10 protein-coding genes are annotated in these 15932 nt (G+C 63.8%); 4 read left to right on the top strand and 6 right to left on the bottom strand.

The annotated features are described in order from the left end of the window. Positions 1 to 53 precede the first annotated feature (53 nt). Positions 54 to 347 (top strand): hypothetical protein, encoded by a 294-nt coding sequence (locus QYE47_RS17005; protein ID WP_004577004.1) that lies wholly within the window; start codon positions 54 to 56, stop codon positions 345 to 347. Between the two features lie 151 nt (positions 348 to 498). Here the strand turns inward: QYE47_RS17005 and QYE47_RS17000 are convergent, their stop codons facing one another. Continuing rightward, a complete protein-coding gene (locus QYE47_RS17000; protein ID WP_070383394.1) occupies positions 499 to 5394 on the bottom strand; it encodes an alpha-2-macroglobulin in 4896 nt (1631 codons plus the stop codon). 277 nt (positions 5395 to 5671) lie between these two features. Here QYE47_RS17000 and QYE47_RS16995 point away from each other — a divergent pair, with 277 nt between their 5' ends. Further along, a complete protein-coding gene (locus tag QYE47_RS16995; protein WP_019438042.1) occupies positions 5672 to 7009 on the top strand; it encodes an MATE family efflux transporter in 1338 nt (445 codons plus the stop codon). Positions 7010 to 7082: 73 nt separating this feature from the next. On the opposite strand, the gene QYE47_RS16990 is transcribed toward QYE47_RS16995, so the two are convergent. The 5 genes from QYE47_RS16990 to QYE47_RS16970 form a co-directional block, all read right to left on the bottom strand. Then, on the bottom strand, positions 7083 to 7538 hold the full coding sequence (locus QYE47_RS16990; RefSeq protein ID WP_019438041.1) for a transposase: 456 nt from the start codon (positions 7536 to 7538) through the stop codon (positions 7083 to 7085). A gap of 208 nt (positions 7539 to 7746) precedes the next feature. Further along, positions 7747 to 9660: an arginine decarboxylase gene (gene speA, locus QYE47_RS16985; protein WP_010951840.1), complete on the bottom strand. Its 1914-nt coding sequence runs from the start codon at positions 9658 to 9660 to the stop codon at positions 7747 to 7749. 150 nt (positions 9661 to 9810) lie between these two features. Further along, positions 9811 to 10182 carry a translation initiation factor Sui1 gene (locus tag QYE47_RS16980; RefSeq protein ID WP_003255318.1) on the bottom strand — a complete coding sequence of 124 codons (372 nt, stop codon included), beginning with the start codon at positions 10180 to 10182 and terminating at the stop codon, positions 9811 to 9813. Between the two features lie 283 nt (positions 10183 to 10465). Further along, entirely contained in the window at positions 10466 to 11002 is a 537-nt protein-coding gene (locus QYE47_RS16975) for an NUDIX hydrolase (protein ID WP_014589551.1), read from the bottom strand. Between the two features lie 2 nt (positions 11003 to 11004). Next, positions 11005 to 12072, bottom strand: a complete 1068-nt coding sequence (locus tag QYE47_RS16970; RefSeq protein ID WP_014589550.1) for a DUF2333 family protein — start codon at positions 12070 to 12072, stop codon at positions 11005 to 11007. A gap of 247 nt (positions 12073 to 12319) precedes the next feature. Between QYE47_RS16970 and QYE47_RS16965 the strand changes: the two genes are divergently transcribed. Together QYE47_RS16965 and QYE47_RS16960 are read left to right on the top strand one after the other, a co-directional pair. Beyond that, on the top strand, positions 12320 to 13675 hold the full coding sequence (locus tag QYE47_RS16965; protein WP_014589549.1) for a diguanylate cyclase: 1356 nt from the start codon (positions 12320 to 12322) through the stop codon (positions 13673 to 13675). Positions 13676 to 13820: 145 nt separating this feature from the next. Beyond that, positions 13821 to 15782 carry a methyl-accepting chemotaxis protein gene (locus tag QYE47_RS16960; RefSeq protein WP_070383393.1) on the top strand — a complete coding sequence of 654 codons (1962 nt, stop codon included), beginning with the start codon at positions 13821 to 13823 and terminating at the stop codon, positions 15780 to 15782. Positions 15783 to 15932 lie beyond the last annotated feature (150 nt).

The raw sequence follows: 15932 nt of genomic DNA, 5'->3' as shown, positions 1-15932 counted from the left end.
GGCCAAAGGCTTTGGGACGACAACCTCGCCGATTTTTTCATCAGGAAGCAACTATGCATGTAGAAGGTTTTTTCGAGTGGCTGGGCCAGGCACTGGGGTCGTTGATCCGCTTCATCGTCGACGCATTGAGCGGGCTGTTCAACCTGCTGGCCAATGCCGGTGGCAACTTCATCGATGGCCTGTCGCGCACCTTGGGCATGGACACCTCGCTGCTGAGCATCCTGGCCCTGATCATCGGCCTGATGCTGCTGTACTCGGCAATCCGCGCATTCATGCGCGCCTCGATCATCCTCGGGATCATCTGGCTGGTGCTGGGGCTGTGGGTGATGAGCTGGGTGATCCACTGATCTGCGCGGTCTTTGTGGGAGCGGCCTTGCGTCGCGACAGGGCCGCAAAGCGGCCCCGACAATTCAAGCGGCGAAGCTGAAACCATGGGGCTGCTGTGCAGCCCTGTCGCGACGCATGGCCGCTCCCACATTGTCCACGTAGAGTGGGTCTCTAGCGGGCTTTCACGGTCATCTCCCCTTGCCCATCGCCCACGGCCTGCAGGTTCGGCCGATACATCGACTCGACCTGCGGCGGCGGCACGCGGTAAGTGCCCGGGGTCACTGCTCGCGCCAGGTACAGCAGGTGGGTGGTGCCATAGCCGTCAAGCTTGAGCGCGGCAACATAACGGTCATCACGGTACTCCTGATGCACCACGCTGGCATTCTGCATCGACTCGCGCCACGCCTTCACCGCACTGCTGGCGTTGTCCAGGCTGGCAGCGCTTTGCGCCAGGTTCTGGTTTTCCAGCTCCAGGCCTGCCGGCAGCAGATCCACCACCAACGCATCCGGCACGCGGTCCTCAGCCTTGAGCGCCAGGTGCACGAGCACAAGGTCGCCACTGCGCAGGTTGTGCAGGTCCAGCGGCTGGCCATTCATGCCCAGGTACTCTCTGTGAATCTGCATGCCATTGCCGCCTGCCGCAGGTGCCTGGCGCGGGTATCCGGACAAGGTCAGCTGCTGATAGAGCGTCTCAGTGCCTTGGTTCTGCACGCTCAGCGGTGAAGCCAGCAACGGGCCCTCAAGCTTCATACCGGCCTCGGCATTGTTCAACTCGCGCACTTCACCCGCACTGTCCAGGCGTGCCTGCCACTGGCCTTCGGGCTTGCCCAGCAGGCCACGGCCAGCGAGGAACAGTGCATTGCGCTCTTGTGTCGACAGCCAACGGTTGGCCGCCAGTTCATCCGACAAGGCGAACAGGCGCTGATCGACCTGGCTGCTGGCCAGGTTGCTTTCCTGCAGCAGCGCCAGGATCAGCGCCTGGTCACGCAGGGCGCTGCCGTAATCGGCCAGCCAGCCTTTGCCACGGCTGATGCCCAGGCCCGCCTGCAAGGCTTGCTCGGCACGCGGTTTGTCGCCCATTTTGTCCAGCGCCACCGCCAGTTGTACCAACGGCAGACCGGAGCGGGCATCGGCGCGACGTTCGAACAGGCCGCGCAGGGCGCCCAATGGCGCCTGCTGGCTGCGCGACAGCACCAGCGCCGCATAGGCCTGCACGGCAAAGCGCGTGTGGTCGGCATTCTCGCTGTAGTCGACTTCGATCAGGTTGCGTTCCTGCAGGTAACGCAGCAGGCGCTCACTGGCCTTCTTAAGTGCCTCGGCGGGTACGCCATACCCTTGGTCACGGGCACGCAGCAGGAAGTCGGTCACATAGGCGGTCAGCCAGTACTCTTCCTCGCTGTCCGAGCTCCACAGGCCAAAGCTGCCGTTGTAGCGCTGCATCCCCAGCAGGTGCTCGATGCCCATTTCGATCTTGCGCTTGCGCACATCCGCCGGCTCGCCCTTGATGCCCAGGCGCTTGAGGCTGTCGGCATCGGCGTACAGCGAAGGGTACAGGCCACTGGTGGTCTGTTCGAGGCAGCCGTAGGGGTAGGCTTGTAGCGCGCGAATCTGCTCGGCAAGGTTCAGCGGCGGCCGGCTCGACAAGGCCAGGCTGGCTTCCAGGCCAGCGGGTTCGAAGGCGGCCAGGTCTGCTTCGGGCAGAGTCCACGGCTGGTCCTTCAAGGCCACACGGTAGTGCTTGAGCATTGCCGGGTAGGCCGGGCGCACGCCCAGCGTCCACTCACGTTCGAACGCATTGACCGGCTCGTTCGGCAGTTGCAGGCCCGTCACCCGGACATGCACCTTGCCCTGCCCCAGCCCTCCCTGGGCCTGCACCGGAATCATCAGCGTCGAGCGCTGCCCTTCGGCCAGGTTAATGCTCTGCACGGCGTTGGCCGCCAGGCTCAGTTGCCCATCCGTGGTGATTTCGACGCTCAGTTGCTGGGCGCGGCCGGACAGGTTGGCCAGGTCCAGTGCCAGGCTGGTACGGTCGCCACCGGCCAGGAAGCGCGGGGCCGAAAGCTCGGCAATCAACGGCGCGGCGACCACGGTCTTGCCTTCGGCCATGCCGAAGTGCTCTTCGGTCCAGGCCTGGGCCATCAGCCGCAGTTCGCCGTTGAAGTCGGGGATGTCGACCGTGGCCTGGCCCTCACCCTTGTCGTCCAGTGTCACCGGCAGGCTCTGCTGGGCGACGATGGTTACCGTAGTGTTGGGTCGCTTGCCTCCCTTGGCCATCGCTGCATCGCCACCGAATGCCAGGCTGGCCAGGCGGCCTTGGCCGGCCTCTATCAACTGGCCGTAGATGTCCAGTTGATCGGCACCATAGGCCTTGCGCCCGAACAGGCTGGCGAACGGGTCGGGGGTTTTGAAATCGGTGATGTTGAGGATGCCCACGTCCACCGCCGACAACAACACATGCACCTGCTTGGGCACACTGCCATCGGCGTTGGCGGCCTTTATCTTCACTGTCAAAGGCTGTTTCGGGCGCATTTTCTCCGGCGCCTGCAGGCTCAGCGCAAGCTTGCGCTCGGCGCGGTCCAACGGCAGGTGCAGCACGCCCACGGCGCGCTTGGGCGTGGCATTGGCCTTGCGCTCACCAGGGCGGATAACCAGCGCGCTGACGTACAGATCGTGACGGGCCCAGGCCTTGTCCAGTTGCACGTCAAAGGTCTTGCCCTCGGCGGGCACATCGATCTCCTGCCACCAAAGCGGGCCATCGCTGGACTCGATCATCAGGTAGCCGCTGCCCGCAGCGGGCGGGGTGACGGTGACCTTGGCGGTAGCGCCATCGGTGTAGGAGGGTTTGTCCAGCGCCAGCTTGACCTGGTCCGGCCGCACCGCGCCGCCCTCAGCGTTGTCCTGGGCACGATAGCCGGCCCAGAAGCGCTCACTGGACACCAGGCCGGTCTGCGGGTCTTCGACCTCGACGCGGTACGGGCCCCACTCAACCTGGAAGCTGAGTTTGGCGGTGGAACCTGCCTTGACGCTGATCGTCTCTTCGTTCTGGGTCAGGAACTTCTCGTTGTAGGCGTAGCTCCAGCCGTCGCTTTGCGAGTAATTCCAGTAGTAATCGCGGCGTTCGCGAACAAGGCGCACCTTGAGCGCGTCGGCCGCCAGTTTGTTACCGTCGCGGTCGGCCACCAGGAATTCGAATTCCACGGGCCCGTCGCTATCGGTCTCCTCCCCTTCGAACAGGCCTCGCAGGCCCGGCAGGCGCTCAGCCGGCCAGATAGGCTGCTCCAGGCGCCGGGTGATCGGCCGTCCCCCCGACTCTTGCAGGCTGGCCTGCACGGTCAGTTGCAGCGGAGAGCGGGCTTCGGCCCAACGGCTTTCGATATCGACCACCGCCTTGCCGGCCTGGTCAAGGGTGACTTCGTCCAGTTCCAGGTCCTGGTTCAGATCGGTCTCGGTGACCGAGCCGAACTGGTAGCCAGGCAGCGCCGGTACTGCCTCGCGCAGCGGGCGTACATAGGCCTGACCGCTCAGGCGGTTGCCGGCGGCCGGCGCACCATAGAGGTAACGGCCATTGACCTGGATACGCGCATCTTCATCCGGCGAAAGCGGTGTGCTGCTGCCCTTGAGCTCCAGCGCGAGGCGCTCGGGCAGGAAGTCTTCGACGAGGAATTCATAAACCTGCTTGCGCCCGCCACCCAGGTCGAGCAGCAGTTGCCAACGGCCAGTCGGGGCCTCGGTGGCCAGTTGCAACTGGTATTGGTACAAGCCATTGCTGTCGGCTTCCCAGACGAACTTGCGGCTCACCTGTTCATCCGGGCGACGCACTTCCACGCTCACCGGCTGGGCTTTGACCGGCTTGCCGTCCTGGTCGCGCAGCAGGCCGTTGAGCAGCACCGTCTCACCCGGGCGGTACAGGTCACGCGGGCCGAAGATGAAGAACTGCAGCGGGTTGGCCTGAGGCCCGGTGATGTCGAATTCGGCCAGGTCCAGGGCTGCGGTGTTCAGGCGCAGCAGCGTGGTATGCACGCCCTGGGTGGCAATCAGAGTATCGGCCTTTGGCGTGATCGGCAGCTGGGCATGCCCCTTGCCATCGGTGGTGGCCTGGGCCAACAGCTTGCCCTTTTCGTCATGGATTTCCAGGTTGACGCCGCTCAGCGCCTTGCCGCCTTCCAGGGCTTGAGCAAACACGTCAATGCGGTCGCGGTAGCGGTGGGCCGACACGCCGATGTCGCTGAGGGTGAACAGGGTTGCCGGCTGAGAATAATCGTAGGTACCCGAGGCGCGCATCACTGCCAGGTACACGCCTGGCGCCTGCAACGGCTTGATGCCGGCAATCGGCAGCAACACGGTCTCGCGCGTGTTGCGCGCCGGGTTTAGATCGAAGCGGCCGCTGTAGACCAGCTCGGCCATGTCCAGGGTTTCCTTGGACTGGTAGTAGTACAGGCTGCTGTTGCGTCCCCAGTTGGCCAGGAAGGTCGAGAGCATGTCTGGCTTGACGCGGAAGAACTCGACATCCACTTTGTCGACGTTCAGGGCAATCACCGGCAGGCCTTCGGCCAGGCGGGTAGGCAGCAGCGAGCCGCGGCTGGCAAAGCCGATGGTCGGCTGCATGTCGCGGGTTTCCAGGCGGGTGATCGACTCGTTGTCCAGCTGCTTGCCGTTGACTGCCAGCAGCCCCTTGTCGACGGTCAGCACCAGCTTGCGCTGCGGCTCCAGGTGGCGCAGGCGCAGCTCCATCTGGTTGTCGGAGAGTTCCCAGGCGCCATCGAGCTTACCCTTGACGGTGTCGACCAGGTGCACCTTGGTGGCGAAGTCCTGCTTGGCATCCAGCGGTACGGAGAAGCTGATCGACAGCGTTGCTGCGCCATCGAGCTGCACTTCCGATACGTCCAGCACCGTGAGTTCGCGGCCCTCGTAGCGCTTGGCGAGCACGGCAGGGTCCTCACGCTTGGGGGCGGGGGCTTCGGCGGGCGCCACGGTTTTCTCGACCGGCGCCGGTTTGCCCGGCGTGGAAGAGTCACAGGCACTGAGCAACGCCAGCGCGCAGGCCAGCAACAATCCTTTGTTGAACATGAGATAGGAACTCTTGGGCAGCGTGTACGTGAGGGCAGCAACTATAGCGCAACGTCAGGTGCAGCACCCGGCGTTGCGCGCCAGGTCAGACCATGGTCGCGCTAAATGGTTGCCTGGTCGTTACACTGTGGCCATTCGTTAAAGGGGCCGCATTGCGCCCCTTCGCGGGCTTGCCCGCTCCCACAGGTTTGGCGCCGGCCGCAAGAGCAACACTTTCCTGTGGGGGCGCAAGCCCGCGAAGGGGCACACAGCGGCCCCAAAATCTCATGGAATGCACATGCCCCAACTCGCTGCCGACTGGCGCCACCGCCCCACCCACCGCAAGGTCTGGGCGCTGGCCGCGCCGATGATCCTGTCCAACATCTCGGTACCGCTGGTGGCGCTGGTCGACAGCACGGTCATCGGGCATCTCCCGCACGCCCACCAACTGGGCGCCGTAGCCGTGGGCGCCACCTTGTTCACCTTCATGGTCGGCCTGATGGGCTTCTTGCGTATGGGTTCCACCGGCTTCGCTGCCCAGGCCGCCGGCCGTGGCGACGGTGCAGCGCTACGCCAGGTACTGGTGCAAGGGCTGCTGCTGGCGGTCGGCTTCGCCCTGTTGATAGGCCTGCTGGCCCTGCCCTTCAGCCAGCTGGCACTCCATGCGATGCAACCCAGTGCAGCCCTGCAGCAATCCACCGAAGACTTCTTCCATACCCGCCTGCTTGGCCTGCCTGCGGCGCTGGCCAGTTACGCGCTGGTCGGCTGGTTCCTCGGCACGCAGAACGCCAGGGCGCCACTGGCAATCCTGCTGACCACCAACCTGCTCAACATCGCCTTGAACCTGTGGTTCGTGCTGGGCCTGGACTGGGGCGTACTGGGCTCGGCGCGGGCGTCGGTAATTGCCGAATGGAGTGCCGCCCTGCTCGGTTTGGCCCTGACCCGCCCGGCCCTGCGGGCCTACCCGGGGCAGATCATGTGGGCAGCGCTCAAGCGCTGGCAGGCCTGGAGGCCTCTGCTGGCGGTGAACCGCGACATCTTCCTGCGCAGCCTGGCGCTGCAACTGGTGTTCCTGCTGATAACCGTGCAGGGCGCGCGTCTGGGTGAGGCCACGGTGGCGGCCAACGCTCTGCTGCTCAACGGCCTGCTGCTGACTGCTTATGCACTCGATGGCTTGGCCCACGCCGTGGAGGCCTTGTGCGGCCATGCCATTGGCGCCCGTAACCGCGACACCCTGCGTCGCTCGCTGGTGGTGGCCTGCGGCTGGTCGCTGATCACCAGCCTGGGCTTTGCCGGGCTGTTCCTGCTGGGTGGGCACCTGTTCATCGACTTGCAGACCGACATCGAAAGTGTGCGGGCGGCGGCTTATCCATATTTGCCCTACCTGGCGTTGCTGCCGTTGATCGCGGTGTGGAGTTACTTGCTGGATGGCTTGTTCATCGGCGCGACCCGGGCGCGGGAAATGCGTAATGCAATGCTGGTTTCGGTGTTGATTGCGCTGCCGGTGGCAGTGGGCATGAGCGGGTTCGGCAACCATGGGTTGTGGATGGCGTTCCTCGGGTTCATGGGGTTGCGGGCGGTGACGTTGGGGTGGGTGGGGTGGCGGTTGCAGCAGAGGGGTGAGTGGATCGCATGACGGCTTGGTATCGCGGCCCCCTGTAGGAGCGGCCTTGTGTCGCGAAATGAGGGCAAAGCCCTCACCTGCTGACTCACAGCCACACACAATCCCAATGCGGATACTCGCCCGCTCGCCGGACCAGGCCAGCCCGAATCGGGTTGGCGATGATGTAGCGGGCAGCAGCCTTTACATCTTCTTCCTTGCGCAATGCCCGGTCATAAAAGCCCGGTTGCCAGATGTGCCGGCGATCAATGCCTTTACGGTAAAGCGCGCAGCTGCTTCGCGACTTGAAGGCACACATGAGATTGCCCAAGCTGGTTGGCCCCAGTTCGATCAGCCAATGCAGATGATCCGGCATCAAGACCCAAGCCAGAGAGCGGCAGCCCCCTTCATGATCGCTAAGGCGCAACTGCTGGATTACCGTCCGCGCAAACAAGAGGTTCTTGAGCAACGGAAGGCGATCGCGCGTGATGGTGGTTAGCAGGTAGAGCCTGCCTGGCTCCGAGAAGCGCCCTTGGCGCAAGCGGTGATTGCCGTGACGATCCATGTCTACTTCCTTTGAACATTGCGTTCAAGGGTAGGTGTCGCGATGACGGGCACCGTAGGCGGATCATTACCGCGTATAACGCGGTGAGGGCTGCGCCCTCAGATCGCGACGCAAGGCCGCTCCTACAAGAGGTCGCGACCCCATGTGATATCGCGGTCTCTGTAGGAGCGGCCTTGTGTCGCGATGGGCCGCAAAGCGGCCCCGGCAATTACGACGACAGGTAAGAAGACCGGGTCAACCCAAGGCGCAACGCATCCAGGTACTGCGTGCGTTCACGCGCAGTGATCTTGGCGCTGGCGACCTTGTCGCGGTAGTGCGTCATCAACTCTTCCGGCGACAGGTGCACGTAGCGCAGCATGTCCTCGATGGTGTCGTGGGTTTCGATACCGGCGTGGTACACGCTGCCGTCGGCATTCTGGTAGATGTTCACCGAATCGGTGTCACCGAACAGGTTGTGCATGTCACCCAGGATTTCCTGGTAGGCACCCACCAGGAACACGCCCAGCAGGTAATCCTCACCCTCCTTCACCGCATGCACCGGCATGCTGGTTTCGATGCTCTGCTCGTCAACGTACTGGTTGATCTTGCCGTCGGAATCGCAAGTCAGGTCCTGCAATACCGCACGCCGCATCGGCTCTTCGTCCAGGCGGTGCAGCGGGATGATCGGCAGGACCTGGCCGATGGCCCAGGTGTCTGGCAGGCTCTGGAACACCGAGAAGTTGCAGATGTACTTGTCGGCCAGCTTGTCGTTCAGCTCGTCCAGCACCTGGCGGTGCGAGCGCTGGCGGGCTTTCAGCGAGTTGTGCAGGCGGCGGCACACGGCGAAATAGCACTGCTCGGCCAGGGCCTTCTCGCCCAGGCTCAGCTTGCCATCGGCGTACTGCGCGGCCACATCACCCATGTAGTGGGTGGCGCGCCAGTAGGTCTCGGTGACCATCTCGATGTCGGTCGGGCCAAGCAGGTCGACCAGCCACTGCACGGTCTCGGGCAGGGCTTCCTTGTTCTCGATGGTCGGTACGTCGTCGTTGTGTTTCTCGACGTCGGTCACCTGGATCACCAGCATGGCGTGGTGCGCGGTCAGCGAACGGCCACTCTCGGAGAAGATGTGCGGGTGCGGCAAGCCCTGCGCGTCGCAGAACTCCTTGAGCATGCCTACCACCACGCCGGCGTAGTCGTCCATGTCGTAGTTGATCGAGCTGGCATTGCGCGAGTGGGTGCCGTCGTAGTCCACACCCAGGCCGCCACCCACGTCGATGTGGTCGACCGGCAGGCCCAACGCACGCAGTTCGCCGTAATAACGGATGGCTTCCTTGAAACCGTGCTGGTAGTCAGCCAGGTTGGCGATCTGCGAACCCATATGGAAGTGCAGCAGACGGATGCCCTGATCCAGGCCCGCATCGCGGAAGCGCTGCACCACCGAAAGCAACTGGGCGGCGGACAAACCGAACTTGGACTTCTCGCCACCGGTGTCGGCCCACTTGCTCGAGGCCAGCGACGACAGGCGAACGCGCAGGCCAACCTGTGGTTTCACCTTGAGCTCGGCTGCCTCTTCGATCACCAGGGCCACTTCCGACTCTTTCTCGATGACGATGAACACATTGTGGCCAAGCTTCTGGCCCATCAGTGCCAGGCGAATGAACTCACGGTCCTTGTAGCCGTTGCAGACGATGGTGCCGCCCTTCGGCGCCAGCGCCAGCACTGCCAGCAACTCGGGTTTTGAGCCGGCTTCCAGGCCGATGGAAACGTTTTGCGTGGCGATGATGTTTTCCACCACCGCTTCCTGCTGGTTGACCTTGATCGGGTACAACGCGGTGTACTGGCTCTGGTATTCCAGGCGCGCGATGTTGGCGTCGAACGCACCGGTCAACTGGCGCACACGGTCCTGCAAAATGTCAGGGAAGCGCACCAGCAAGGGCAGCGACAAGCCGCTCTGGCGCAGTTCGTCGACCTGTTCGAACAGGTCGATCGGAGCGCTTTGAGGGCCGTTGGGGCGTACTTCGACGCGCCCGGCTTCATTGATGGCGAAATAGCCAGCGCCCCAATGGCGGATGCCATAAACACTGCGGCTGTCGGCCACGGTCCATTGGCTACCATCGTCTTTGCGTGTGCGTCGTACGGACATTCAAGTCCCCTATAGATAAGTCGAAGACACTGCCCGCAGGCAGCGGGGCGAGTGTAAAAGCTGAAAATGACGATTCATCCGTGCTCAGGCATAGACTCTGACCACGGGAACGAGTTTAGAAAGCGCTGGGCAAAAAATCGCGCGATGGCCTCAGCCTCCGGACTTTTTCGCCTTGAAACCCTGTTTGGTCAGCTCGCCGATCAACAGCTCGACATGGTCGCCCTGGATCTCGATAACCCCGTCCTTCAGGGCGCCGCCGGTACCGCAGCGGCGCTTGAGCGTGGTCGCCAGCTCCTTGAGCTGGTCGGGCGGCAGCGGCACACCGGTGACGGTGGTCACGGTCTTGCCGCCACGGCCTTTGCTTTCGCGGCGCACGCGGGCAATGCCGTCGCCTTCGGGGATGATTTGCTGCTTGCAGGTGCAGGCGTCCACCGGCTGGCCACAGTCGGGGCAGTGCCGACCGGCGTCGGTGGAGTACACGAGACCGCCAAGGGCGGAAAAGGAAGAAGCTTTCTTGGCCACTTTTGTTCCTCGGTGCTGAGGACAAAAACTGGTCGTGCCTTGGGGTGGAGGCCGACCGCGAAGCCCCACTCTGGCAGGGGCGGCGCTACTGCTGCAAGAATTGCGGCAGCCCGAAAAGGGCGCGCAGTGTAACGATAAATACGGCGATTGCTAAGTACAGGATTGCGGCATTTTGCGAATCTTTTGCGACCATTCGCGGGCGCGCCCGCTCCCACAGGGACTGTGCAGCCCCCAAGCGCGGCGTTGCGCCCGTGAGAGACGGCGTCCGGTACCAGCAAAACGACTATCTCAGGCTTGCCTTATAGCGCTGCAACGCCGCCAACGAGTCCGGGCAATAAGGCTTGCTCAGGCTTTCCTGCTCAGCCTGTTCCAGACCGATGAAGCGCGCCTCGATCACCTCTTCCGGCTGCAACCGCAACGGTGCATCCGACACCGCCGAATACACCGCACACCACAAGCGGTTATCCGGCTGGTCAAAGTAGAACCGCTCGTGGAAGCGCAAATCAGCGCCTTCGATGCCCAGCTCTTCGGCCAGCTCGCGCGCGGCCGACTCGGCATACGCTTCCCCGGCCGTGACCATGCCGCCCGCCGCCACATCCCAATACCCGGGGTACAGCGCCTTGCTCAGCGTACGCCGGTGTACACACAATTCACCGGCACTGTTGAACAGCAGAATGAACGTGCAGCGACCGATCAGGCCACGCTCGCGCAGCTCGGCACGGGGCAAGGCGCCCAGTACCTGGTCGGTTTCGTCCACCCAGGTGACCAGCTCGCGGTCGGAAGCCGCCCGATGGGCGGCCTCGGTTGGGCTGATAGCCATCATCAACCCTGCGACAGCAGCTGACGCAGATCGATAACCGCAGCGTTGGCCCGGGAAATGTAGTTGGCCATGACCAACGAGTGGTTGGCCCACATGCCGAAGCCACTGCCGTTGAGCACCATCGGGCTCCACAGCGACTCTTGCGAGGCCTCCAGCTCACGGATGATCTGACGCACGCTGACGGTGGCATTCTTCTTCGCCAGCACGTCGGCGAAGTCCACCTCGATGGCACGCAGCAGGTGCGACAGCGCCCAGGCTTGGCCACGGGCTTCATAGAACACGTTGTCGATCTGCAGCCATGGGGTTTCCACCAGTTCCTCATCCACCTGCGGCGCCTGGCCGGCAACGACCGACTCGGTCTTCAGCGTGGTGTTGAGCTTGACCCGGCCAACGCTGGCCGACAGGCGCTGCGACAGCGAGCCCAGACGAGTGGCGACGTCACCCAGCCAGTTGTTCAGGTTGTCGGCGCGGGTATAGAAGATAGCGCCCTTGTCGCCGGCAGCCAGACGGGTCTGGTAGCGGGTCAGCGACTTGATGCCCTCTTCGAACTCCGACTCGCTCGATGGCAGGATCCAGCTCTTGTTGTCGAAGTTGAAGCGCGGCTCGGCCTTGGCCAGGTCGGCGTCTTCGGTGGACTGCGACTGCGAACGGGCGAAGTCTTTACGCAGGGCACGGGACAGGTCGCGGACCTGGACCAGCACGCCATATTCCCAGCTTGGCATGTTGTCCATCCACAGCCCTGGCGGGAAGCGGTCGTTGGAAATGTAGCCGCCCGGCTTGTTCAGCAAGGTGCCGGCCACGGTCTTGAGGGTTTCGACGGTGGTATAGCCCACCACCATCTGCTGGCCAGCACGTTCGGCTGCGGCCTGGGCGTTTTGCTGCACCGGGAACAGAGCAGGCTCCTGGCTCCAGTACCAGCCCAGGCCGATACACACCAGCAGGTACAACCCGATCAGGGTCCCCAGGGCACGGCTCCACAGGCCGCCAAGGTAGCTACGGGCGGCAGCGCCGCGCCCGTCGACACGCTCACGGGGCTCGGCTTTGGCCTCGCGGTTTTTCCAGTCCAGCATGGCTTTGTCCTTATCAGTCACGACGGTTCAGGGGCTTTGACCACAGGCCTGCGCTAGCGTGCCACGGGAAGCCCTAATGGCTGCACTATAAAGCAGACACCACCGTACGCATAAGCGACCATTCAGTCAGCAACTGAATATTCGTTCTGCCCGCTTTGTTGACGCAGGGCACTCACGCACGTGAAAAGAGCTGCTAGCATAGAGCCATCATTGCCCCAGCACATCCCAACCTATAAGTAGCCAGGACATGAGCCAAGCAGTCGAGCCGAGCCCGCAGTGCCCCGTCCAACAGTTGACGCGTAACGGCCTGCGCAAGGACGACCCGCTCGACCAGCTGCTGCTGCCCGTGCGCAAACCGGTGTACATCCTGCTGCAGGACCACGAGCGCGCCCAGCGCCTGGCCCAGCAACTGGAATTCTTTGGTCTGGTGGTGCAAGCGTTGCCCAGCGCCGCAGCGTTTCTCGCCTCGATCAGCGAGTACCCGCCGTCGGCCATCATCATGGATGTCGACTTCACCGGCGCCGGCCTGGGCTTGCTGCTGGCCGCTCAGGTGCAGCAGGGCCTGGCACGCGCCATTCCGTTGCTGTTCTTCAGCCATCACGAAGCCGACACCCCTACCCGCCTTGCCGCAGTACGCGCCGGCGGTCAGGACTTTCTCACCGGCAGCCTGGAAGCCTCCAGCTTGCTGGAAAAGGTCGAACTACTGACCAACACCGCCCCGCACGACCCGTTGCGCGTGCTGATCATCGACGATTCGCGCACACAGGCCATGTACACCGAGCGTGTACTGGCCGGCGCCGGCATGCTCACCCGCAGCCTGACCGACCCGATCCGCACCATGGCCGAGCTTGCCGACTTCCAGCCCGACCTGATCATCCTCGACCTGTACATGCCGGCCTGCACCGGCCCGGAGCTGGCCAAGGTAATCCGCCACAGTGACCGTTATGTGAGTGTGCCGATCATCTACCTGTCTGCCGAGGACGACCTGGACAAGCAACTGGATGCCATGAGCGAAGGCGGTGATGACTTTTTGACCAAGCCGTTTCGCTCACGCCACCTGATCACTACCGTGCGCAACCGCGCCGCCCGCGCCCGCCATTTGAAGGCGCGCATGGTCCGCGACAGCCTGACCGGGCTGTACAACCACACCCATATCCTGCAGCTGCTGGAAGACTGCAGCTTCCGCGCCCGCCGTGAGCAGCAGCCGTTGAGCTTCGCCATGCTCGACATCGACCACTTCAAGAAGATCAACGACCGCCACGGCCACCCCATGGGCGACCGAGTGATCAAGAGCCTTGCCCTATTCCTCAAGCAGCGCTTGCGCAAGACCGACTTCATTGGCCGCTACGGTGGCGAGGAGTTCGCCATCGTCATGCCCAATACCGCGCTGGATGCCGCACACAAGGTGCTGGACGAAATTCGCCGGCGCTTTGCCGAAATTCTCTACCCGGCGCAGCCGCGGGATTTGCAGTGCACCTTCAGTGCAGGGGTGGTGCAACTGGACGAGGGGCTGGATGCACTGACCATGGCCAGTGCAGCGGACGAGGCGCTGTACCGGGCCAAGCATGCGGGGCGTAATTGTGTCGTTCGTGTAGAGCCCTGAAATTCGCACTCACTGTGCCGGCCACACCACATGAAGGCACTGTGCCACTTTTTTTCTGACACCAAGCCCCTGGCGTCATCACCCCGTCACAAAATCGCAATAACTTCAGGCGCCTACCTCTCCCCTGCGCAGGAAGTTCGCGGCTATGCGGCTGAAGTGGCTGACCAATTTCAACACCCTGTTGCTGGTGACCGTGTGTATCGCCTTGGGCGTCACCCTGTGGTGGTCACAGCGCGCCCTCGAACGCCCCTACCAGCTGATGGAGCGCTATCTGGGCCTGTCCCAGCAGTTCCAGAACCAGGCAGCGCGCAATATCCAGGCCTATCTGGGCAGCGGCGATGCCTTGCGCCAGGCCGCCGCCATGGAGGCGAACCAACAGTTGCAGGCCGCACTGACGGACTGGCCGGTAGAGCTGGCCGAGAAGTTGCGCCCCAGCCTGGATAGCCTGCAGGCCTTCACCGCCAACGAACTGCTGGCCGCCGGCAAGCTGGCCGGCGACCCACAAGCCCTGCTGCTGCAAGCCGAGCGGGAGCTGGGGGCGAACTTCGAGCAGATGGCCAGCTACGCCCGCGACAGTGGCAACGCCGAAGCCAATCGCTACTTGCTGCCCTTGCTCGACGCCACCCTGCACCTGGGGCGGCTGTCATTGGCTCGCGACAAGCTGGTCAGCAGCGGCCGCCCGGAGCTGGCCGACGAGGTCGAGCGCGAGCTGCAACTGATCCGCGCCCAGGCCCAGACGGTCGACGGCCTGCCACTGCTCGGCGTAACCCGCACGGCCGAATCCGGAGCCGACGACTACGCTGCGATGATGGGCCTGGAATCCCAGAGCAGCGCCCAGCAGGAAGACATTGCCGTGGGCCTCAAGCGTGAATTGCAAAGCCTGCTCAACCGCTACCCGGCCGAACTGCAACGCACCCGCGAACAGATCGAGCGCCGCGCCGAGCTGGCCGCCACTACCGGCCAGCGCCTGGAAGCCGTACAACAGGCCATCGCCGCGCTGGAACCCGAAGTACGCGGCCAGCATGCGAAAATCGCTGCCGAGGTGCGCATCATCCAAGGCCTGATGATCGGCCTCATCCTGCTGATCGCCCTATTGATCGATACGCTGCAACGGCGCCTGGCCCGTACCCTGACCGGACTCGCCCCGGCCCTGTCCCGCTGGGCCGAGGGCGACTTCGCCCAAGCCATCGCCCTTGGCAAGACCAACCGCGAACTGCACGACATCCAAGAGTCGCTCAACCGCCTGCGTCAGTACCTGGTGGAACTGGTCGGCACCATCCGCCATAACGCCGAGCAGGTCGCCGGCAGCAGCCACGCCCTGGCCGGCATGAGCGCTGCGCTGCACGGCGGCGCCGAGCGACAGGCCGGCGATACCGGGCAGATCCGCGATGCCTTGGGCGAGCTGGAAGCGACCATTCAACAAGTGGCTGGTGATGCCAGCGCAGCCGCCGAGGCCAGCCGCGATGCCGGGCGTGCGGTGGAACAAGGCCAGGCGGTAATCGGCCAGAGCCTGTCGGGCTTGCGCGAACTGGTCGATGAAGTGCAAGGCAACGCCCGCATGATCGAACAATTGGCGGAAGAGTCGGCCACCATTGGCGGGGTACTGACGGTGATCCGCGCGATTGCCGAGCAGACCAACCTGCTGGCACTGAATGCCGCGATCGAAGCGGCCCGTGCCGGCGAGATGGGCCGTGGCTTTGCCGTGGTCGCCGATGAGGTGCGCTCACTGGCTCAGCGCACCACGGGGGCTACCGGCGAGATCCAGGCGTTGATCGACCGCTTGCAGCAGGCCGCCAGAAGTTCGGTGGCGGGGATGCGCGCGCAGCTGGAGCATGCCGAGGCCACGGCCAACCAAGCCCAGGCGGCGGATGGGGCGCTGGATGAGATTGTCTGTGCCATTCGTACCATTGCCGATACGGCGGTGCGGATTGCCGATGTCACGGCGCAGCAGAGTGGCGCGGTGAGCGAGATTCGTGACCACAGCGAGCGGATTCACGCGTTGGGTGAAGACAACCTGCAGCGCATTGGCGAGGGGCGTGAACAGGGCGAACAGCTGCTGAGCCTGGGCGGTGAGCTGAACCGGGCCGTGCGAGCGTTCAGGGTCTGAGTCGGCGGGTGGTCGCCAGGACAGGTGTAGCAACTGAAGAGGGTTTGACGTGATATGTGTTGCGTCTGGGAGATCGAGCGCCGCCCGCGCGGCGCTTCGCGGGTAAACCCGCTCCTACGTTTGTTTCGGGCCAATTATTCCTGCGCATCC

It is taken from the genome of Pseudomonas sp. 2,4-D (genome assembly GCF_030418155.1).
GTDB classification, from domain to species: Bacteria; Pseudomonadota; Gammaproteobacteria; order Pseudomonadales; family Pseudomonadaceae; genus Aquipseudomonas; species Aquipseudomonas alloputida.
This window is presented reverse-complemented; position numbering and strand designations above follow the sequence as displayed.